We start from the raw sequence: 20,669 nt of genomic DNA on the forward strand, positions 1-20,669 counted from the left end.
CGTCAGTTTCCGCTGGTTCTCAAACCGTCTGGGTAGAGTGGCGGTAACGGCTCTTCTGTGCTGTGCGAGCCAGCGGCACCGCGAATCCGGATCAGTGTTGCCACCAGGCGGTCCCCATCCCAGGGGGCCGACGCTTGCTGTTCCGGCGTTCCGAACAGCCGGTGCTGCAACTGTTCAATCTCGGCCGCCAGGTCTTTGTCCTGCAGAAACCGGTTAACATCCACCACGCTGCGGAAGGTGGTTTCCGGATGCTGCACCGCCATCCAGCGTACCAGCAACTCGGTGGTTGTCGGTGATCCCGCTCGGCCTGCTTCACAGAGTTCCCGGAACAGGGCCTTCTCACGAATCTCACGGGGGTTTTCGGCCGCTGTTTCGGGCCGCGACTTGCGTCGGGACAGCCACCAGGCTGCAAGGGTAACCACCCAGATACCCAGAAGTGTCAGCGTCGCCAGAGGCCAGAAACCAGCGCCAGCGGTCCCTGTAGCTGTATTTTTCGTTTCATCCCCTTCCTCTTCAACAGCGCGGGTGGCCTGGTTGGGTGAGTCAGCGGCTGAGGTCTCAATCTGACCGGGAATGGCATCAATGGTCAGCGTTCTGGCAGGGACCACCGCAACCCGCTCGGTGTCACTCTCGGTATCCCACCAGGGGATCCGGATTTCAGGCAGCACCAGTTGTCCAGGCTGTACTGGCACCAACGCTGTGGTCTGGGTGAGTCGAGATGCCAGCCCTTCGCTGCCCGGGGTTGTGGATCGCTCTGCCTTCTCGGGATAGGCACGAATGCCGTCGGGCATTTCTTCGGGGAAGGGCGGCAGGGTTTCCGACGGTAAGCCATCTGCCTGCAGAGTCAGGGTTCGGGTGAGGTTCTGTCCCGCCGTCAGTGTCCGGCTTTGTGGCAACCCGGACTCATTCAGCTCCAGGTTGCGTGCTGGCAACCAGGTATCACCGCTGAAATCTGCAGGAATTCCGTTGACGGGTACGTCGAACAGGGTGGCATTGTCACGGAGGAATTTCAGTTGGCCGTCGCTGTTGCGGGCCTGACCCTCAAATCGGATGGGCTGCAGGCTGAGTTGTCCTTCTTTCTGGGGATAAATGGCGTATCGGCGTTCCACCACTCTGTAGCGCACGCCGTCCCTGTAGCGGGTGTATTCGCTCTGCTTGCCCAGGGACTCAATGATGGCGTGTGGATGCTCGGGCTCTGACAGCTCACCACGGATGAGGTTGCCGGTGAAGAACAGCTTGATGGTAAGCACCAGTTGTTCCTGCACGTAGACTTCGTCCTTGTCGGCGGCCAGTTCGATAAAACTGTCACGCGACGCATCGGCTTCCACCTCCGGTGGTGTGCCGTCGATGACATTGACCGTGACCGGGTCGGATTCTGAATCCCGGAATTTCAGCGCCGGAATCGTCAGCTTGCCGGTCGTTTTGGGGGCCAGCTGGTAGGTCCAGGTGATTTCGCCAACCATTTCGTTGTTGATTGTGCGGATGGAATACTGCTGATTGCGGGCCAGGATTTCGAAATCGTCCTTTACTTTCTCGATATCCGGCTTGGGCAGGCTGGACATGTCGAAATCAAACAGATTGCCGAGGTTGATATCAATCTTCGTACTGCCTTTCACCGTCAACGTCAGTACTTCGCCTTCGTACAGGCGAGTCCGGTCAGGCTCCACAGTCAGATCCTGCGCAGCCATGGCCTGTCCAGCCATGGTCAGAAGCAGCGATATCAGAATAAACGGATAGGTCAGCCGGCTTACCATGGTGTATCGCCCTCGTCAGATGGTGTTTCCCGTTCCTGGTATTGTTGCAGGAATTTTCTTCGCAGCAGGCCGCCGGGGTTGTCCGGAACCCGCCTGAGCCATTGCTCCTGACCCTGACTCAGTGGCGAGGTCTCCAACTCGGCTGGCGATCGGGCGGCCTCGCTGTCAGTGCCTTCAGTGTTGCTCTGGTCCTGCTGTCCCGGGGATTGTTCCTGTTCCTGGTTGTCACCGTCGCCATCCGGCTCATTGTCCGGATTATTCTGCTGGTTGTCCTGCTGCTGGTCACCGGGCTGACCGGACGAGTTGCCCTGCTGATTCTGGCTGTCCGAATCGCCCCGGGAGTTCTGCTGATCGTCCTGTTGTTGCTGGTCCCCGTCCTGGTCGGAGGATTCATTACCTTCACCACCGGACTGGTCCTGTTGTTGCTCCATAAGCTGCTTTACCAAGTCACGGTTGAATCGGGCATCCTCGTTCTGTGGCTGTTTCTCCAGCGCTCTGTCGTAAGCCTTCAGTGCTTCTTCCAGCTTGCCGGCCCGCGCAAGGGCATTGCCACGATTGTATTGCGCCGATGGAGTCTCGGCCCGGGCAAAGGCCTCTGCAGCGCTCTCGAAGTTTCCTTCGCGGTAGAGCGCGCTGCCGCGCCAGGCGGGATCATCCAGGACCTGTGCTGCCCGGCCGGGATCTTTCTCGATCAGTTCCGGCGCCCGCTGGTCCTGCCGCGACCAGAGGCTGTCCCAGTCCAGTGCCATGGCCGGGCGGGGCGTGAGCGGCAAGAGCGCGAACAGCATGATGACCATGGCACCGCGACGCCAGCCAATAAGCGCCAGAGGCGCCGCCAGCCAGAGTAGCCAGTAGCCATCGTCCTGCCAGCGATTGACCGTCAGGTCCCGATCGCTGTCTTCCCAGTCAGCGGCGTCGATGGGGCGGAGCTCCAGAGCAAGGATGTCGTCATCGGTAATGGTCAGTGTGTGGCTGTCGCCGTCGTTACGGCGCGCCAGGTCCGCCATGCTGTCCGGGTCGGCACGGGCGATGACGATATCGCCGTTGTCCCTGATAAATCCCTGGCGTGCCAACGGAATCGGCCCACCCTCTGCGGTGCCGACGGTAAGTGTGCTCAGGGCAAAGCGGCTGTTGGCCAGGTGATCGGTAATGCGCTGGCGATAGCGTTCTGCAACGTCGTCTGCGATCAACAACAGGCGTCCGTTGCCGGGGGCTCCCTGTTCCAGCAAATCAAGACCACGCTTGATACCGAGGTCGGTGCGGTTTCCGGCCGCGGGCATGATGACGGGCTCAAGTACGTCCAGCATGCCTTCGATGGTGTTGCGGTCATCCGTCAGGGGCGTGACCACATGGGCATCTGCCGCATACACCACCAGTGCGGTGAGGGCACCTTCGCGGGCCTTGAGGATATCACGGATCTTGCGTTTGGCGACCGTCAGCCGATCTGGCTCCACATCGGTAGCCAGCATGGACAGGGACAGGTCCAGCACGATCACCAGGCTGTCGTTCTGCTGCTGTAACGGCGTGGGGGCCTGTCGCCAGGATGGCCCGGCCAGCGCAATCGACAGCACGACTAAGGCGGCAACCGCCGGTAACACGGGTGACTTTCGGGGAGAGCCGGCGGCACCCGAGTGGCTGATCATCGGGCGCAGCAGTCTTGCGGGAATGATCCTGCTCCAGCCGCTGTCGCTCTGGTGAAAGCGCCGTAAAACCAGCGGCAACAGGAAGGCTGCCAGTAATAACAGTAGCCACAGTGGGCGAAGGAAATGAAAGTCAGCCATTGCCTGCCTCCTGTGCGGTGTTGACCGAATGGCGTCTGACACCTGCCAGCCTGACACCTTGCATCAATAACCATATCAGGGCGGCAAGGCCCGCTGGCCAGGCATAAAGTTCGGTCACGGGACGGTAGTGCTTGCCTTCCAGTTCAATGGGTTCCAGCTGGTTGATGCTTTCGTAGATCAGCTCGAGCTCGGGCAGGCTGCGGGCACGGAAATACTCTCCGCCAGTCTGCTGGGCTACCCGCTTCAGCAGGTCCTCGTCCAGATCCCGGGACGGATTGACCCGGCGTGAGCCAAGCAGCCCGCGCTGCACCATGGATTCAGCGCCAATGCCGATGGTGTAGATGCGCACACCGGCAGCCCTGGCGATCTCGGCGGCCTTGTCCGGGGCAATTTCTCCCGCCGTATTGGCGCCGTCGGTCAGCAGTATGACGACCCGTTGTTCCTGTGGGCGGTCCCGCAGGCGCTTGACGGCCAGACCCAGGGCGTCGCCTATGGCAGTCGCTCTCCCGGCCATGCCAATGCCGGCCTCGTTAAGTAAGGTTTGCACCGTTGCCCGATCAAACGTCAAAGGGGCCTGGATGTAGGGTTCGGTGCCAAACAGCAGCAGCCCGAGCCGGTCCCCTTCCCGGCGCTGGATGAAGTCATCCAGTACCCGCTTGACCGCCTGCAGTCTGTTAATGCTGCGGCCCTGAACCACCATGTCCTGTTCGTCCATGGAGGGGGAAATGTCCACGGCCAGCAGCAGGTCGCGGCCGCTGACGGGCAGTTGTACCTGCTCCCCGACATGTTGCGGCCGGGCCAGCGCTACCACCAGCAGAAGCCACATCAGCAACAGTACCAGCTGTTGCCAGAGGGGGGTTCTGCTGCCGCTGCGGCTGACGCCGGGCAAATCGGACAGCCAGTGGCCGACGGGAAAAACCGGCGCCTCCACCGCCTGGGCACTACGGCGACGCAAGTGCGTAAGCAAGGGCAACAGGGCCAGTAACAGTGCCCAGGGAAAGGCAAGGCTCAGCATCTCTGTCCTCCCAGCCAAACCCGGGCAAAGGCGACGGCTTCCTCTGGTCGGCACCCCGGTACCGGTTGCCAGGCACTGTTGACCATGGCCTCGACCACCGGTCGCGATGCGACCCGGTCTTTCGGGCTGGTTTCAAGCAGGAAGCGGATCCAGGGCTCGCCCGACAGCGATTCCGGTACCTGTTCCGGGTAGCGCATGCGAGCCGACTGTTTCAACAGCTGGTTCAGGGCAGCAAACCAGTCATTATCTGCCGCCGCAGTCTGTTCCAGCCGTAGCAACTCTCTCTTTGCGACGCCAAGCCAGCGGTTTCTGCGCTGTTTTCGCCTGACAAGAACAAAGGCCAGTACGGCCAGCGCCAGGGCAATGGCGAACAGAAACCACCAGCCCGGCGCGGGAGGCCAGAAGCCGCCCGGTTGCGGCAGGTGTATGTCTCTGAGCTGGCTCAGTGGATCCTGTTCCATCATGGGCTAGAAGCGGTCCTGTTATCCAATGTGGCCACGGGGGCCGAGCAGTGTCTGCAGTATCAGTGCCGGCTGGTCGCTGGTCATGACACTGGCCGGTTGTACGCCTGCGGTGCGGAAGCATTCGCCCACTGCTTCGGTATGCTGCCGTACCTTTTCGGCATACGCCTGCTGAAACCGTGGATTACTGCTGTCAAACCATACCGGCCCGTCTTCACCAGCGATGGCGAAGCGTCCGCTGTCTGGCAGCTTCAGCTCCAGCGGATCAATGACCCTGAGGGCGCTGACGGTATTGTGGCGTGCCAGCGACCCGAGCAGCCGTGACGTGTCTGCGGTAATGTTGAGAAAATCACTGATCACAAAAATACGACTGCCGGTGTGAGCGACCCGGCGGGCCTCCTGCAGTGCGGTGTCGAGAGCACGAGTGGTCTCACTGCCCCCCTGCAGGTCCGGATCGTTCCGGGATACTCTTTGCTGCTGCGCCACGGTATCAAGCAAACGCAGCACTGATTTCTTGCGGCGGGCAGGGCGTTGAACGCTCAGCTCGCTGCCGTTGAACACGATACCCCCCACCTGATCCCCGGACCAGAGCGCCAGCCAGGCCAGAATACCGGCCAGCTGTGCACAACGGACCTGTTTGTAGGCACCGGTACTGGCAAAGAACAGGGAAGGGCCAAGGTCGCACAGCAACAGTACCGGACGCTCGCGCTCCTCTTCATAAAGCTTGGTATGGGGGGATTGCCGCCTGGCGGTAACCCGCCAGTCAATGCTGCGTATATCGTCGCCGGGTTGATATTGACGCACCTCCGCAAAAGCCATTCCCCGCCCCCGACGTGGAGAACGCTGCAGTCCGGCCTGGCGGGACCTGACCGGCCGTGCCGCTGGCAACTTCAGGGCACGGGCATCTGCCTGTAACCGGATCAGCTCCGGCAGGGAAATATGGGTGGCTGGTTCGGTTGCAGTCATGGTCACGGTTTCAGGCGGTTACCGGAACGCGGTCGATCAGTCGCTGGATGATGGCGTCTGCGGTCAGGCCTTCGGCTTCGGCTTCGAAGGTCAGCAGGATACGGTGTCTGAGTACATCAAAGGCGATATTGCGGACATCGTCCGGGCTGACGTAATCCCTTCCATCAAGCCAGGCCATGGCCCGGGCGCAACGATCCAGGGCAATCGTGCCCCTCGGGCTGGCACCGAAGGCAGTCCAGCGGGCAAGCTCGGGGTCCAGAGTGGCGGGGTCCCGGGTTGCCAGCACCAGGGCCAGCAGATACTGCTCGACCGGCTCCGACATGTAGATATCCGAGACCTCGTTCCGGGCGTCGAAAACCTGGTCGGCCGTGAGACGGACTTCCGCGGCCACCTGCCCGCGCCGATAGTCATTTCTGGCCAGGTGCAGGATCGCCTTTTCCGCATCAGCGGAAGGGTAGTCGATGACCACGTGCATCAGGAACCGGTCAAGCTGGGCTTCGGGAAGCGGATAGGTGCCTTCCTGTTCGATCGGGTTCTGGGTGGCCATTACCATGAACAGACGGTCCAGCGGAAAGGTGCGCATGCCGACGCTGACCTGGCGTTCCCCCATGGCCTCCAGCAATGCTGACTGAACCTTGGCCGGCGCGCGGTTGATCTCGTCAGCCAGCACCAGATTATGGAAAATCGGCCCATGCTGGAATTCGAACTGGCCGGTTTCAGCCCGGTAGATCTCACTGCCGGTAACGTCTGACGGCAGCAGGTCCGGAGTAAACTGGATACGGTGGAAGTCACCTTCAAGGTGATCGGCCAGGGCCTTGATGGCGGTTGTCTTGGCAAGCCCGGGTGCGCCTTCCACCAACAGGTGGCCGTCGGCGAGCAGGGCAATCAGCAAACGGTCCACCAGCTTTTCCTGGCCGATGATTCTTTTTGCTAACTGAGATCTGAGCTCACCAAACGTATGCTGTAATGCCATGGGGAATGTCTACTCCTACTGCAGGGACGGTTCGCGTAAGTAGTTGCCGCAGTTTTCGCATCTGCGGCGCAAAAATCAAGGCTTTGACTATGCTTATGTGACAGTACGCCGATTACGTTTATTTCACACTCATAGAGGTCGACTATGAATGCGCTGACTATCGCCAGCAAGGAACAGTTTTTTCAGCAGCTGGACGAAGCTTTCGCGGAAAAAATAGCGAAACCCGAAGCGAAGAAAATCAGTGAATTCGCAAAGCAGCATTATGCCCATATTCCTCTCGAAGAGCTTGTGAGTCGCCGTTTTTCCGATACCTACGGTGCCATTCTTGCGGCCTGGAAGTTTCTGCAGAAACGTACCGCCGAAGAAACCCCGGTGGCGGTGTTCAATCCCGAGCTGGAAAGTGACGGCTGGCAGTCGACCCACTCCGTCATCTTCATTCTTCACCCGAACATGCCGTTCCTGATTGATTCTCTGCGGATAGCGATCAATCAGCGTGAGATAGGTACCCACTCGATCCAGCATTCGATTCTCCAGGTGGAGCGCGACGCTCAGGGCAAGTTGAAAAAACTGCACCCACCCAAGAAAAAGGTCGCCGATGGCAATCACGAGGCGTTCATTGTTCTGGAAATCGACCGCCACAGCAATCCGGAGGATCTCCGGTCGCTGGAAGAAGTGTTTCAGACCATTCTTCATGAAGTCCGGATTGCGGTCAGTGACTTTCCTCTTGTAACTGAAAAGGTCAATGAAATCAGTCGGGAACTCGATAGCACCACCGCCGGTATCGACGAAGAGCAGAAAGAAGAAGCGAAGGCATTCCTGGACTGGCTGGTAAGGGACCATTTCACCTTCCTGGGCTACGATGAATACGATTTTGCCAAGGACAAGAGCGGGTTGGTGGTCCGCCGCGTTGAGAATTCCGAGCTGGGTATCCTGCGGGTCAACAATGAACGCCCGGACAAGGTGCGGCTGAACGAATTGCCGCAACGCACGCGGCATGAGATGACCCGCACGGATGATATTTTCATCTTTGCCAAGTCTGCCCAGCGCTCGCGAGTGCACAGGCCTGCTTATCCCGACTACATTGCGGTCAAGAAGTTCAATAGCAAAGGTGAAGTGGTCGGTGAACGCCGCTTCCTGGGTCTGTATACGTCCCGCGTCTACAACGAACGGCCGGACGAGATTCCTCTGCTGCGCCGCAAGTTCCAGACCGTCATGAGGCGTTCCGGTTTTCTGCGGGCCGATTACGCCGGTAAAGAGCTTGATCAGATACTCACGGTGTATCCACGGGACGAATTATTCCAGATCGAGCCCGGTGAGCTGCTGTCGGTTGCCAAAAGCATTCTCTACATTCAGGAACGTCGTCGCATCGAGCTGTTCATGCGGGAGGATGTGTATGGTCAGTTCGTCACCTGTCTGGCATTTTTCCCGCGGGATATCTACAACACGGAACTGCGCCTGAAGGTTGAGCAGGTGTTGCGGGACAGGCTTGAGGCGGAGGACATCGAGTTTGTCACCCACTTCTCCGAATCGGTGCTGGCACGGGTGCAGTTCACGGTTCGCGTGCCCCAGGTGGAAAACCGCCAGATACCGATCTCGGAGATTCGAGAGAAGGTTATTGATCTTGCCCAGTCCTGGCGTGACGGCCTGCTGGAAGCATTGAATGAGGCGTACGGTGAAGAGCAGGGCAACGAAATGTTCCGGCTCTATTCCGCAGGCTTTCCGGCCAGCTATAAGGACATGTTCTCGCCACGGCGGGCGGCCATAGACCTTGAGCACATTGCCGGAGCTGCCAGAGAAAAGCATCTCACCATGAGCTTCTACAGGGCGCTGGAAGAGGACGAAAGCACGCTGCATTTCAAGCTTTTCTATCCGGATGAGCCATTGCCGCTATCCGATGTAATGCCGATTTTCGACAATCTCGGGTTCCGGGTTATTGGTGAACATCCGTTTGAGGTCAGTGACCGTCGCGGCGAGACTGTCTGGATACACGACTTCACCCTGCAGGCTCATAGCGGAGCAGTGGTGGATATCCACCGCATCCGCCCTATCTTCGAAGACCTGTTCCGTCGGGTCTGGTACGGCGATGCGGAAAACGATGCCTTTAACCGGTTGTTGTTGTCCTCCTACATGAGCTGGCGGGAAATTGCCCTGCTGCGCACCTATGCGCGCTACATGCGGCAGATTCGCTTTTCCAACAGTCAGACCTTCATATCCAACACCCTCGTCAACCATGTGGAACTGACGCGCCTGTTACTCGAGTTCTTCGAGGTTCGTTTCAATCCCGCGCGTTACCAGAGTGACGGCAAGAGTGCGGCTGCCCAGCAGAAACTGGAGATCGAGTTCAATGCTGGCCTGGACAGTGTCGAAAACCTCAGCGAGGACCGGGTGCTGCGGCTGTTCCTGGAACTGATGCAGGCCACCCTGCGCACCAACTACTACCAGCCGGACAAGGACGGCCGCACCAAACCCTATATCAGCGTGAAGTTCGATCCGTCAGAGATTCCGGACGTTCCGTTGCCCCTGCCCATGTTCGAGATTTTTGTCTACTCGCCACGGGTTGAAGGTGTGCACCTGCGTGGCGGTAAAGTTGCACGCGGTGGCCTGCGTTGGTCCGACCGGTTTGAGGACTATCGCACCGAGATCCTGGGGCTGGTCAAGGCGCAACAGGTCAAGAACGCCGTTATTGTGCCGGTAGGCGCCAAGGGCGGTTTCGTGGCCAAGCGCCTGCCCGACATGTCGGACCGGGAAGCTTTCCAGGCCGAGGGTATCGAGGCCTACAAAACCTTTATTCGTGGCCTGCTGGATATTACCGATAACCTTGTGGATGCCGGCATCCAACCGCCGGAGTCGGTGATCCGTCACGATGAGGACGATCACTACCTGGTGGTAGCCGCCGACAAGGGTACGGCGACCTTCTCGGATATCGCCAACGGCCTGGCTGCGGAATACGGCTTCTGGATGGGGGATGCGTTTGCCTCCGGCGGCAGCAACGGCTATGACCACAAGAAAATGGGCATTACGGCCCGGGGCGCCTGGGTATCCGTGGAGCGGCACTTCCGCGAGCTGGGCATCAATCCCGCTCTGGACGAATTCACTGCCATCGGCATCGGCGACATGGGTGGTGATGTGTTTGGTAATGGCCTGCTGTCGTCCGAGAAGACGAAGCTCGTTGCTGCGTTCAACCACATTCACATCTTCATTGACCCGGCGCCGGATGCCGCCAAAAGCTACAAGGAGCGCAAGCGCCTGTTCGAGCTGCCCCGTTCATCGTGGACCGATTACGACACCAGCCTGATTTCCAAGGGCGGTGGTGTGTTCAGCCGCAGTGCCAAGTCGATTCCGGTCAGCCCGGAGATGAAGAAACTGCTGGGCATCAAGTCTGACCGCGTGCCCCCCAACATGCTGATCACCCATATACTCAAGTCCCAGGCGGATTTGCTCTGGATCGGTGGTATCGGCACCTACGTTAAGGGGCACGAAGAGTCCCACGCCGATGTGGGGGACAAGGCTAACGACGCCTTACGTATTAACGGCTCGGAGCTCCGCTGCAAGATTGTAGGTGAGGGCGGCAACCTGGGCATGACCCAGTTGGGGCGCATTGAATTTGCCCTGAAGGGTGGCCGGCTGAATACGGACTTTATCGATAACTCCGGTGGGGTGGACTGCTCTGACCACGAAGTAAACATGAAAATCCTGCTCAACCATGCGGTCGCCATGGGGGATCTCACCGACAAACAGCGCAACATCATGCTGGAGGAGATGACCGATGACGTTGCCGCTCTGGTGCTGAAAAACAACTACCGGCAAACCCAGGCCATCAGTATTGCCAGCATGGGTGCAGTGAGCCGGCTGGAAGAATACCGCCGCCTGATGAACACCATGGAAAGCGAAGGCAAGCTCAATCGCAGCCTCGAGTTCCTGCCGGATGACGAGACGCTCTCCGAGAGGAAACTGGACAAGAAAGGGCTGACGCGTCCCGAGCTTTCGGTGCTGATTTCCTACGTCAAGGGTGACCTGAAACAGACCCTTATCAACAGCAGTCTCCCCGACGAACCTTCGTTGGCGGGGGAGATGTACAAGGTATTTCCGCAAGAGCTCACCCGCAAGTTTTCAAAGGAGCTGGGCGAGCACCAGTTGCGTCGCGAGATCATCGCCACCCAGATTGCGAATGATATGGTCAATCACATGGGCATTACCTTTGTTGAGAGACTGAAGCAGTCTACCGGTGCCGATGCCGGTTCCATTGCGCTGGCGTGGATCATTGCCCGGGACGTGTTCCGCCTGGATACCTGGTGGGACAAGATTGAATACCTGGACTACTTCATTCCGGCGAACTTGCAGATGGAGTTGATGGGCGACCTCATGCGACTGATCCGCCGGGCGGTTCGCTGGTTGCTTCGTAACCGCCGGGCTGAACTCAGTATCCAGAGCCATATGGAGCGGTTTGCCGACAGTGTGTGGAAAATCACGGCGGACCTGCCGGATTATCTGGGAGACCAGGCCAGGGCAGACTGGAAGAAGCGACACGATGCACTGGTTGAGTCGGGATTGCCGACGGAGCTTGCCTCTGTGGTGTCCGGCACCAGCTACCTGTATTCGTCGCTGGGTATTATAGAAGCTAGGGAGGCCACCGGCATGCCGTTGAAAACCGTTGCCAATCTTTATTATGACCTTGGCGACAAGCTGGACCTGAACTGGTTCGCCAAAGCCATCGCGGAACTGGTGCCCGGCTCCCACTGGCAGGCACTGGCGCGGGAGAGCTTCCGGGAAGACCTGGACTGGCAACAGCGGGCACTGACCACAGGCGTGCTCAAGCTTGCCGAGAAGCCAGCTGACGTCAATGGTTGTGTCGAGAACTGGATGCAGAGGCACGCCGCCATGATCAACCGCTGGAAATCCATGCTGACCGAGCTCAAGGGCGTCAGGGAACCGGAATACGCGATGTTCTCGGTGGCTCTGAGAGAGTTGCTGGACCTGGCACAGACAACCATGCACGAACAGCACGACGACGCACTCAGTGCGACTACTTGAGTATTGCTTTATGGCGTTGATTGCCGTTCAATTCCGGCATCGTAAATATGCAGACAGGAGGTTCGATGGGGCAGCTCGATAAATTGCTGGATAAAAACAGGGCGTGGGCGGACAGCATCAAGAGTCAGGACCCGGAGTTTTTTACACGGCTTTCCAATCAGCAAGCCCCTGAGTATCTCTGGATCGGGTGCGCAGACAGCCGGGTGCCGGCGAACCAGATCGTTGATTTGATGCCCGGTGAGCTGTTTGTGCACCGCAATGTCGCGAACGTGGTGGTGCACACCGATTTCAATTGTCTGTCGGTACTCCAGTTCGCCATTGACGTACTCAAGGTGAAGCACATCCTGGTTGTGGGTCACTACGGTTGTGGTGGCGTCAAGGCGGCGTTGCATGACGAAGGCTTTGGGCTGATATCGAACTGGTTGCGGCACGTTCAGGACGTTCGTGACAAGCATCAGCATGTGCTCGACGGGTTGGCAACGGACCAGGACCGCGTTGATCGGTTGTGCGAGCTTAACGTCGTTGAGCAGGTCGGGCATGTGTGCCAGAACAGCATTGTCCAGGAAGCCTGGCGCAGAGGGCAGCCGCTGACCGTTCATGGTTTCGTCTATGACGTGGCCGACGGTATCCTGCGGGATATGGGTCTTTCCATTGCCTCCGAGGCGGACCGCGAGAGCGTCAAGCAGAACAGCGTTGACGAACTGGTGTTAAGGCCGGTTCGCTCGGGGCGTCAAAAAAAGTGACGCCAATAGTGTCAAATTGTGTCAATTATTCGTGACGGGCGTCACTATCTGACCCTCGCAGTCATCACAGTTACTCGCTACCTTGCTTGTTACACTGGGTTTGTAGCAATCGAGGAGGTTAATGATGCGAGAAATCATGCAGAAAGCCCTTAGCGCACTGAACCAGCGTAAAGCGTCGCAGGTGGCAGAGGCCCGTCGCAGAACCAATCACGCCGCATCCCAGCCCGCTTCCTCCGAGGATTGGGGGATGTCTCCCGAAGATGCATTGCGTGCCAATACGGTCGCGCGGTACAAGTAAGGGCCGAGACTCCGGGCTTTATTCCGGTTAGAGTATTCCGCCTGATACCGAGACCGGAATAGTCCAACAATGTCTGTGTTGCCCAACTCCCACGAAGCACTCCTGAAAAACCACGAACACCTGCGCGGCCGTCTGGCAGTGCTTGGCCCTGTAGATATTTCCATGGTTCCCATCCTTGCACAGTCTGGTCTGGTACTGACTGAGCATTTTGGTCTCTGGCAGCAACTCAATACCGTTGATGGCTGGACCGCCGTATTCGGCTATGACGACGCTGCACTGGCTCCGGCCGGCGTTGATACGGTGGTGGTTTTCCTTCCCAAGGCGCGGGCCGAACTGGCACTGCGGCTGGAACTTGCGGGCTGGCTTGCGGCAAAGGATGCCCGTCTGATTCTTGTGGGTGAAAAAAAGGAAGGCATCGCCGGCGCCGTGAAACAGCTCAAAACCGTGGCGCCCCAGGCCGTCAAGATTGACAGCGCCCGGCATTGCCAGGTCTGGCGGGCTGATAACCTGGAACCATCGGAAGCGTTCGATGTGCGCCAGTGGCTGGAGTGGCACCGGGTTGAATCTGCCGGTATCCGCTTCGACGTGGCCGGATTGCCCGGAATTTTCAGCGCCGGTGAGCTGGACGCCGGTACTACCATGCTCCTGGACTCACTCGCCGAGTTCCCCCTGAAAGCGGGGCCAGTGCTGGATTTCGCCTGTGGCGCCGGGGTTATCGGTACCTGGCTTCAGCTCTGCCAGCGCAAACAGGGACAGTCAGAAACACCCGTGGATGGAGTGGATGTGCAGTCCCAGGCTGTGATTTGCGCCCGCTCTACCTATCAGCGCGCCAATGTTAGCGGTGTTATTACCGCCTCGGATGGTTTGGACCGTGTGCAGGGCAAATACGCTGCGGTAGTGAGTAACCCTCCCTTTCACACGGGTATCCGGACAGATACATCGATGACAGAACAGTTTCTGAAGCAGGTGGCAGGGCACCTGGAACCGGGTGGTGAGTTACGGCTGGTGGCCAACAGCTTCCTGCCTTACCAGGAGCTGATTCGCCGCCATGTGGGGCCGGTTAAAGCCATTGCCGCCGACAAGCGTTTTACCGTCTGGTCTGCCCGTCGTCACTGAACTGTCGTACGATTGTCACACGCTCGTCACTGCCGTCGGACAAGGTACCTGTAGTCCTTGGTCCGTCCGGTGGGAGAAGCCGATGCATCAGTACCGGAGTGTTTTCATATCCGATGTACACCTGGGGTCAGCCGACTGCCAGGCCGAATACCTTCTGGATTTTCTCGATAATATCAGCTGCGACACACTGTACCTGGTGGGTGATATTGTCGATCTGATTGCCATGCAGCGCCGGGTACATTTTCCGGAAAGCCATCAGGCGGTCGTGCGGCGGTTCATGGCCATTGCCAACGCCGGCACGCGGGTTATCTATGTACCCGGCAACCACGATGACTTTCTCAGGCATTTTTGTGGCCAGACCCTGGCGGGCATCGAGCTCAAGCACAAAGCCATTCACACCACCGCGGACGGCCGCCGTTTCGTGGTCTGCCATGGTGACCAGTTTGACCAGGTGGTGAGGTGCAGCCCGTTGATGCTGCTGGTGGGAGACCGTGCACATGGCGTCTTGCTGCGTCTGAACCGCTGGTTCAATGCCTGGCGAAGGCTGCGCCGGAAACCTTACTGGTCGTTGGCGGCGTGGGTGAAGAGCCGCATTGGCAAGGCGAGGTCTTTCATTCGCCGATTTGAACTGGCCGCTCTAACGGCGGCGGAGCGAGGCCACTATGATGGCTTTATCTGTGGTCACATCCACTCTGCCGGTTTTCTTCGCAGCCAGGAGGGCCTGTACTGCAATGACGGGGACTGGGTGGAACACTGTACGGCGCTGGTGGAGCAACAGGACGGCCGCCTGGATATACTGCACTGGTCCGAGCAACCCGGTATCATTGCCACGGAGCCGTCCGCGCCTGCCCCTGAATTTTCCCGTGGCCAGCGCCCCGTTGTCGACGTATTGTCTCCGGCATTCATTGAAAGCATAAACGCCGCGCCCAAGTGAGGGTTTTCCAGGACGAAAAAAAGCCCCTGGGGTAAGGGGCAAAAGAGGTTGGCTTCCAAAAAAAGCGGAGCAACCTGAAATCGTCTGCACAGAGTAGGGTTAATTTCTAGAATAATCAGCCTAGAATGTCCGCTGTTTCAAAAGAGAATAACGGAAGCCCGAAATGACAAGTGACGTGCTGGAAGTGAGTGGTCTCTCCCTGCCTCTGAAGCGCCCTGGTGGTGGTCGCTCCCTGCGGGCCTGGGACGCGGCGGATGAGCTGCTGCTGGAGCAGACCTTTGCGCGTTTTAGCCCGGAATCCTGTCCCCGCGTACTCATTGTAGACGACCAGTTCGGTGCACTGACGCTCGGGCTGGCGTCATTTGCACCGGTTTCCTTTGCGGACAGCCGTTCGCTGGCGTCTGCACTGATCATCAACACGCCCTCCGGACAGGACATGGCGGAGCCATCAAGCTGGCTGTCGCCACCGGAAGGTCCATTTGATCTGGTGGTCATGCGTATTCCCAGGCAGGTGGACTATCTGACCTGCCTGCTACGATGGGTGAACGGCGTGCTTGACTCTGACGGTGTGCTCATCGCCGGGGGCATGATCAAGCATCTGCCGGACAGCAGTGCCGGCGTATTCGCGGATCTGGTGCACACCCGGGAAGTATGCCCGGCCCGTAAAAAGGCAAGGGTGATTGTCGCTGCGCCAGGGGATCAGACCCTGAGAAACTGGGATGATTTATGGAAGGGGTACCGGCTACCGGACTCAGAACAAACAATAAGTGCGATGCCCAACGTGTTTGCCAGGGACAAACTGGATATTGGTACCCGGCTGCTTCTGCCGTTGGTTAAACGTGAGGCTGCCGGTCTGTCTGCCGGTGCCCGGGTTCTGGATCTTGCCTGCGGCAATGGTGTGCTGGGCCTGGCGGCGCTGGCAGCAAACCCGGCGTTGGCTGTGACATTTTCAGATGTCTCCAGCCAGGCTGTGGTCAGTGCCCGTGACAATGTTTCAGAGGCCTTCCCCTCGGCCGAGGTTGCATTCCACCATAATGATGGTATTCCTGAAGATGCCGGCCGTTTTGAGCTGGTATTACTGAATCCTCCATTCCACGAAGGCGGTGTGGTCGGGGATCATATTGCCCTGCGGCTGTTCCGGCAGGTCGCCCGCCACCTGGAACCCAGCGGACGAATGCTGATGGTGGGTAATCGTCATCTGGGGTATCACCGCAGCCTCAGGCGCCTCTTTTCAACGGTTCGCCAGCTGGATGCGGACCCGAGATTCGTGGTCTTCGAAGCTGGCAATCAGGAGGCCGGTCGGTCGTAGCCCATTCGTGCCAGAGTATCGACGATGGTCTGGGTCTGGCTGTCAATTTCGATGTTTACCCGGTCGCCAACGGCGACATCACCAAAGGTCGTGGCCCGCAGGGTTTCCGGAATCAGGTACACGTTGAAACGGTTACCCCGAACCTCCCCGATGGTGAGGCTGCATCCGTTAATGGCAATGTAGCCCTTGGGAAAGATGTATCTGGCCCAGGATTCCGGCACCTCGAATTCCAGGGTGCAGTTGTTCTCGGGGCGGTCGATCGCCACGATGTCTGCGGTGGTATGAATGTGTCCGGACAGCAGATGCCCGCCTATTTCGTCGCCGATCCTGGCAGCCCTTTCGAAATTGATCCGGTCCCCGGGTTTCAGTTCCCCCAGGGTGGTTGCCCGCAGAGTCTCCTGCATGGCATCGAAGTATAGCCGGCTGCCTTCCTGCCGGGTGACGGTCAGGCAGGTGCCATTGATAGCGACAGACGCCCCGATCGTAACGCCGTGAACCTGCTCTTCGGGAAAACGGATCGCGAAGCTGCTGAGTCCCGGCTCGGCGGCCAGGCTGTCAATGGTGGCAACACCCTGAACAATACCTGTAAACATTCAGTCCCCTCTAACGACGTTAGTGGCCGGTCCCGGCTACACTGGAAGAGGCAAGGATAGCGATAGCATGGCGACATGCCAAGCCGTGTTTGGCACTACGCCGCCATCCCCTCGGGCTCAAGGATCCTCCGGTGTGGTCGATAGACAATGAAAGCGGGCACAGATAAGAAGCTGTTGGCCCGGGCATCGTCAACGGGTAACCAGTAATGGCAGAGAACCAGAGTACAGTCCGGCAGAGCACCAATCCGGAGGAGCCCCTGCTGCGGAGAGGGCGTCCTGCGGATCCTCAGCCCCCTGCGCCTGAAGGGCGGGATGTGACTGCCGATGCTGCATCCACCGACGCCGTGCACTCTGAAGCTGGCCAGGAGGTCGCCGTACCCGGCCGGAACGACACAGCGGCTGCCACAGGCTCCGGTGAGCTGGAGAGGGACAGCGATGATTCCAAGAGTATCGAAAAAACCCTGGCAGAATCCCGCCAGCGCAAGCTGAGGCTGATGCTGCGGCAGTGCGACCGGGTGTTACTGCTGGACTTTGAACTGTTGGCATTGCCGGACTGGCCTGACAACTACTCACTCTCTGCGGCGCGGCGGAACCGGGATTTGTGGCTGTTCAGTGCGTTGCTGGCAGCGATTGTCTTTTTAAGTGGTATGACCGGTTTCGTGCCTGCCTGGATTGCTGGCGGTGGATTTGGTGCGTTTGTTATTATTTTGTTGATGGGGATGCCGACAGTTCGTCGTTTGTATACCTCCCGCCCCTCGCACATGGACCTGATCATCCGCCGTCAGCGGCTAATGCGGGACGCACGCAAACACATTGAGCACCTGGAAGGAAAAGAAGGCCTGGTGTGGCAATGTGCCCGCATGGCTGAATTCAATCCAACTCTCAAGGCCACGCGTTTCAGTGAACTCCTGGCACTGTCTGAGCGCCGGGTACTGGCCAGGAATATGACACGCCGGGAACACGTCCGTCTCTACCTGGTGTATATTCTTGAGGCGGAGAAAGCCTACACCCGGGCCCAGCAGGCATTCTTCGAAGGGCATCAGCAGGCAATCGACAAGGGCTGGGAATCAGTGGCGTCCGAGCCGGAGGCCAGAGCTTGACAAGATTGCTGGTCAAACGTATGTTTCAAACAGACGTTTGCTAGAGGCATTGATAATAAAATGGCGCAGTCTGATACGGTTGACCGGATTCTGGATGCAGCGGAAGAGCTTTTCGCAGAGCGGGGGTTTTCTGAAACCTCCCTGCGGATGATTACCAGTAAGGCTAAGGTAAATCTGGCCGCTGTCAATTATCATTTTGGCTCCAAGAATGCCCTGATTCATGCGGTGTTCGCCCGCTTTCTCACGCCATTTTCGGCGACACTCGAGAACGCCTTTGATGATCTCGAGGCGCGCTGTGATGGCGAACCACCCACGCTGAACCAGACCCTGTGGGCACTGACAGAAAGTGCTGTGCGTATGCCCCAGCGCAATGAGAAGGGCATCTCCATCTTCATGCGCCTGCTTGGCCTGGCCTATACCCAGTCCCAGGGGCATCTCCGCAAATTTCTCGAGCAGGAATACAGCCAGCCATTCAGCCGTTTCATGCGCCTGCTGAAAGAGGCCACGCCGCAGCTGTCGTCTGTGGATCGCTACTGGCGGATTCAGTTCATGCTGGGTGCCACGGCCTTTACCATGTCCAGCAGCGACGCCCTGAGGGATATCCTGCAGAACAAGCTGGGCGTGGAAACCACGGTTCAGGAAATCGCGGCCAGACTGGTGCCATTCCTTGCAGCCGGAATGCAGGCCGAGGACGCCATGCTGTTGCCCCCTGCCCATAACAGCTCAGTTGCCTGAATTGCCCACTCTCGGTTAGGCTTCCCGTCTGACTCGTCTGCCGGGAGTGCAACGCCGCATGCCAAGTGATTCTGTTTCCCCCCCAGTGCCCGTGAATGTGTCCGGAACAGCGCCGGGAATTGAAATCGACCTGGCCAGACAGACACTGACCCTGTTTCCGGAAGACGCCACCTCTTCAATCTCCTACCCGGTCTCCACAGCACTCAATGGCCCTGGTGAGCGCCATAGCAGCGGCTGCACACCCAGGGGGAGTCATTATGTGCGGGCAATGGTCGGTGGCGGTGTTCCCCTGAACAGTGTTTTTGTCGCCCGCAGGCCGACCGGAGAAGTGTATTCGGCGGACCTTGCCCGACAGTTTCCGGAGCGGGACTGGATACTGTCCCGAATTCTCTGGCTATGCGGCCTGGAATCCGGCAAAAATCGCGGCCCCGGGGTCGATAGTTTTCGTCGCTTCATATACATTCACGGCACACCGGACTCCGAACCCATGGGTGTTCCGCGTTCCCATGGCTGTGTCCGCATGCGAAACACAGACGTCGTCGATTTGTACAGCCGGGTGAAGCCGGGCACACCGGTGTTGATACGATAAGTCCATCCCTGAACTGACGGAACCGAGAGAACTGATGATTGAAGAAACGCCTTCCATAGTGAATGACTGGATTCAGGACTGGAGCCTGCTGTCGGAGGGCTGGCGGGTCGGACTCGTGGTGTTTGCCCTGGTGTTCGGGACCGCTGTGGTTGCCTACATTGCCAGTTTTGTCGTGGGCGCCATCGAGCGGCGTTTCAAGAAAACCGACAACGCCTGGGACGATGCATTGCTGCACGCTGCCAGAAAGCCGGTTGTTGCCTTTGTCTGGTTGCAGGGGGTGTACTGGGCTGCGGAGGTGGCTCACCGCTACTCGGATGCCGAGATATTTTCCGTCAATGACACACTGCTGCAGATTGGTTTCGTCTGGTTGCTGGTGTGGACCCTGTTGAGGTTTATCAAGCAGGGAGAGGAAATACTGACCTCGCCCCTCAAGATGAAAACTCCGATGGACTACACCACCGTTAACGCGGTGAGCAAGCTTTCCCGGGCGGTGGTGATCATTACCGCAGTGCTGATTGCTCTCCAGTCTTTGGGCTACAGCATTTCTGGTGTGTTGGCGTTCGGTGGTGTCGGCGGTATCGCGGTCGGTTTTGCGGCGAAGGACTTGCTGGCCAATTTTTTTGGCGGATTTATTATCCACCTGGACCGGCCTTTTAAAGTGGGCGACTGGATTCGTTCCCCGGATCGTAATATCGAAGGTACAGTCGAGCACATCGGCTGGCGCCTGACCACGGTCCGCACGTTTGACAAGCGCCCGCTCTATGTTCCGAACGCCGTCTTTACGCAGGTTGCTGTCGAGAACCCGTCCCGCATGTTCAATCGGCGGATTTCAGAGACGATTGGAATCCGCTATGCGGATGTCGGCCAGATGGCCACGATCGTCGCTGACATCCGTACCATGTTGGAAAATCATGAAGATATCGACCACGACCAGACCCTGATTGTCAATTTCCTGGCTTTCAACGCGTCTTCCCTGGATATCATGGTTTACACCTTCACCAAAACCATTCAGTGGGTGCGGTTTCACGAGGTCAAGCAGGACGTGCTGCTGAAAATCAGTGATATTATTGAGGGCTATGGCGCCGAGGTTGCCTTTCCCACCCGTACTCTTCACATGCCGGACGGCGTGCGCGTGGCCAGTAACCAGGCCGGAAAGGGGGACAGTGGTGAAGCCTCCAATGCCGAACCGGGTAGCAGCCGCGCTCCGGTGGACGGCAGCGAAGGTTCGACGGAAACTCAGGGTGACAGCGCCGAGGCAACAGGGAATTGAT

At 58.6% G+C, this 20,669-nt stretch carries 17 protein-coding genes; 10 read left to right on the forward strand and 7 right to left on the reverse strand.

Annotation, left to right across the window (positions count from 1 at the left end; genetic code table 11):
* Positions 1–2: 2 nt before the first annotated feature.
* Genes QPL94_RS10350 through QPL94_RS10375 form a run of 6 tightly spaced genes read right to left on the reverse strand, consistent with a single transcriptional unit; the run spans position 3 to position 6,950 of the window.
* A complete protein-coding gene (locus tag QPL94_RS10350; protein WP_285357186.1) occupies positions 3–1,754 on the reverse strand; it encodes a BatD family protein in 1,752 nt (583 codons plus the stop codon).
* Positions 1,748–3,535: a VWA domain-containing protein gene (locus QPL94_RS10355; protein ID WP_285357187.1), complete on the reverse strand. Its 1,788-nt coding sequence runs from the start codon at positions 3,533–3,535 to the stop codon at positions 1,748–1,750. Before QPL94_RS10355 ends, QPL94_RS10350 begins: the two co-directional genes overlap by 7 nt.
* Positions 3,528–4,550 (reverse strand): vWA domain-containing protein, encoded by a 1,023-nt coding sequence (locus QPL94_RS10360; protein ID WP_285357188.1) that lies wholly within the window; start codon positions 4,548–4,550, stop codon positions 3,528–3,530. The genes QPL94_RS10355 and QPL94_RS10360 overlap by 8 nt, the downstream gene beginning before the upstream one ends.
* Complete coding sequence (locus tag QPL94_RS10365; RefSeq protein WP_285357189.1) at positions 4,544–5,014, reverse strand: DUF4381 domain-containing protein; 471 nt, start codon at positions 5,012–5,014, stop codon at positions 4,544–4,546. The genes QPL94_RS10360 and QPL94_RS10365 overlap by 7 nt, the downstream gene beginning before the upstream one ends.
* 18 nt (positions 5,015–5,032) lie before the next feature.
* Positions 5,033–5,977: a DUF58 domain-containing protein gene (locus QPL94_RS10370; protein WP_285357191.1), complete on the reverse strand. Its 945-nt coding sequence runs from the start codon at positions 5,975–5,977 to the stop codon at positions 5,033–5,035.
* Positions 5,978–5,987: 10 nt separating this feature from the next.
* Complete coding sequence (locus tag QPL94_RS10375) at positions 5,988–6,950, reverse strand: AAA family ATPase (protein WP_285357192.1); 963 nt, start codon at positions 6,948–6,950, stop codon at positions 5,988–5,990.
* 144 nt (positions 6,951–7,094) lie between these two features.
* Here QPL94_RS10375 and QPL94_RS10380 point away from each other — a divergent pair, with 144 nt between their 5' ends.
* From QPL94_RS10380 to QPL94_RS10405, 6 genes are all read left to right on the forward strand, one after another.
* Positions 7,095–11,981, forward strand: coding sequence for an NAD-glutamate dehydrogenase (locus tag QPL94_RS10380; protein WP_285357193.1), 4,887 nt, complete (start codon positions 7,095–7,097; stop codon positions 11,979–11,981).
* 65 nt (positions 11,982–12,046) lie between these two features.
* Positions 12,047–12,724, forward strand: a complete 678-nt coding sequence (can, locus tag QPL94_RS10385; RefSeq protein ID WP_285357195.1) for a carbonate dehydratase — start codon at positions 12,047–12,049, stop codon at positions 12,722–12,724.
* 121 nt (positions 12,725–12,845) lie between these two features.
* Positions 12,846–13,022: a hypothetical protein gene (locus QPL94_RS10390; RefSeq protein WP_285357196.1), complete on the forward strand. Its 177-nt coding sequence runs from the start codon at positions 12,846–12,848 to the stop codon at positions 13,020–13,022.
* A gap of 69 nt (positions 13,023–13,091) precedes the next feature.
* Entirely contained in the window at positions 13,092–14,138 is a 1,047-nt protein-coding gene (locus QPL94_RS10395) for a methyltransferase (RefSeq protein WP_285357197.1), read from the forward strand.
* Between the two features lie 82 nt (positions 14,139–14,220).
* A complete protein-coding gene (locus QPL94_RS10400; protein WP_285357198.1) occupies positions 14,221–15,072 on the forward strand; it encodes a UDP-2,3-diacylglucosamine diphosphatase in 852 nt (283 codons plus the stop codon).
* A 163-nt stretch (positions 15,073–15,235) separates the two neighbouring features.
* Entirely contained in the window at positions 15,236–16,381 is a 1,146-nt protein-coding gene (locus QPL94_RS10405; protein WP_285357200.1) for a class I SAM-dependent methyltransferase, read from the forward strand.
* On the opposite strand, the gene QPL94_RS10410 is transcribed toward QPL94_RS10405, so the two are convergent.
* Positions 16,360–16,974 carry a riboflavin synthase subunit alpha gene (locus QPL94_RS10410; RefSeq protein WP_285357201.1) on the reverse strand — a complete coding sequence of 205 codons (615 nt, stop codon included), beginning with the start codon at positions 16,972–16,974 and terminating at the stop codon, positions 16,360–16,362. The two genes, QPL94_RS10405 and QPL94_RS10410, sit on opposite strands and share 22 nt — an antisense overlap.
* Before the next feature lie 206 nt (positions 16,975–17,180).
* Here QPL94_RS10410 and QPL94_RS10415 point away from each other — a divergent pair, with 206 nt between their 5' ends.
* Genes QPL94_RS10415 through QPL94_RS10430 form a run of 4 tightly spaced genes read left to right on the forward strand, consistent with a single transcriptional unit; the run spans position 17,181 to position 20,668 of the window.
* Entirely contained in the window at positions 17,181–18,074 is an 894-nt protein-coding gene (locus tag QPL94_RS10415; RefSeq protein ID WP_285357203.1) for a hypothetical protein, read from the forward strand.
* Between the two features lie 60 nt (positions 18,075–18,134).
* A complete protein-coding gene (locus QPL94_RS10420; RefSeq protein ID WP_285357204.1) occupies positions 18,135–18,809 on the forward strand; it encodes a TetR/AcrR family transcriptional regulator in 675 nt (224 codons plus the stop codon).
* Positions 18,810–18,867: 58 nt separating this feature from the next.
* The gene (locus QPL94_RS10425; RefSeq protein WP_285357206.1) at positions 18,868–19,398 is read left to right on the forward strand and encodes a L,D-transpeptidase; all 531 of its coding nucleotides are present in this window, start codon (positions 18,868–18,870) and stop codon (positions 19,396–19,398) included.
* Positions 19,399–19,432: 34 nt separating this feature from the next.
* A complete protein-coding gene (locus tag QPL94_RS10430; RefSeq protein WP_285357207.1) occupies positions 19,433–20,668 on the forward strand; it encodes a mechanosensitive ion channel family protein in 1,236 nt (411 codons plus the stop codon).
* The last annotated feature ends 1 nt before the right edge of the window (position 20,669 follow it).

This window comes from Marinobacter sp. SS13-12, assembly GCF_030227115.1.
Taxonomy (GTDB): domain Bacteria; phylum Pseudomonadota; class Gammaproteobacteria; order Pseudomonadales; family Oleiphilaceae; genus Marinobacter.

Bases quoted from the DNA above. Each gene is read 5' to 3' on its own strand.
- QPL94_RS10370 (WP_285357191.1), bottom strand. From the start codon at position 5,977: ATGACTGCAACCGAACCAGCCACCCATATTTCCCTGCCGGAGCTGATC.
- QPL94_RS10375 (WP_285357192.1), bottom strand. From the start codon at position 6,950: ATGGCATTACAGCATACGTTTGGTGAGCTCAGATCTCAGTTAGCAAAA.
- QPL94_RS10365 (WP_285357189.1), bottom strand. From the start codon at position 5,014: ATGATGGAACAGGATCCACTGAGCCAGCTCAGAGACATACACCTGCCG.
- QPL94_RS10405 (WP_285357200.1), top strand. From the start codon at position 15,236: ATGACAAGTGACGTGCTGGAAGTGAGTGGTCTCTCCCTGCCTCTGAAG.
- QPL94_RS10395 (WP_285357197.1), top strand. From the start codon at position 13,092: ATGTCTGTGTTGCCCAACTCCCACGAAGCACTCCTGAAAAACCACGAA.
- QPL94_RS10415 (WP_285357203.1), top strand. From the start codon at position 17,181: ATGGCAGAGAACCAGAGTACAGTCCGGCAGAGCACCAATCCGGAGGAG.
- QPL94_RS10420 (WP_285357204.1), top strand. From the start codon at position 18,135: ATGGCGCAGTCTGATACGGTTGACCGGATTCTGGATGCAGCGGAAGAG.
- QPL94_RS10360 (WP_285357188.1), bottom strand. From the start codon at position 4,550: ATGCTGAGCCTTGCCTTTCCCTGGGCACTGTTACTGGCCCTGTTGCCC.
- QPL94_RS10430 (WP_285357207.1), top strand. From the start codon at position 19,433: ATGATTGAAGAAACGCCTTCCATAGTGAATGACTGGATTCAGGACTGG.
- QPL94_RS10390 (WP_285357196.1), top strand. From the start codon at position 12,846: ATGATGCGAGAAATCATGCAGAAAGCCCTTAGCGCACTGAACCAGCGT.
- QPL94_RS10355 (WP_285357187.1), bottom strand. From the start codon at position 3,535: ATGGCTGACTTTCATTTCCTTCGCCCACTGTGGCTACTGTTATTACTG.
- QPL94_RS10380 (WP_285357193.1), top strand. From the start codon at position 7,095: ATGAATGCGCTGACTATCGCCAGCAAGGAACAGTTTTTTCAGCAGCTG.
- QPL94_RS10425 (WP_285357206.1), top strand. From the start codon at position 18,868: ATGCCAAGTGATTCTGTTTCCCCCCCAGTGCCCGTGAATGTGTCCGGA.
- QPL94_RS10350 (WP_285357186.1), bottom strand. From the start codon at position 1,754: ATGGTAAGCCGGCTGACCTATCCGTTTATTCTGATATCGCTGCTTCTG.
- QPL94_RS10400 (WP_285357198.1), top strand. From the start codon at position 14,221: ATGCATCAGTACCGGAGTGTTTTCATATCCGATGTACACCTGGGGTCA.
- QPL94_RS10410 (WP_285357201.1), bottom strand. From the start codon at position 16,974: ATGTTTACAGGTATTGTTCAGGGTGTTGCCACCATTGACAGCCTGGCC.
- can (WP_285357195.1), top strand. From the start codon at position 12,047: ATGGGGCAGCTCGATAAATTGCTGGATAAAAACAGGGCGTGGGCGGAC.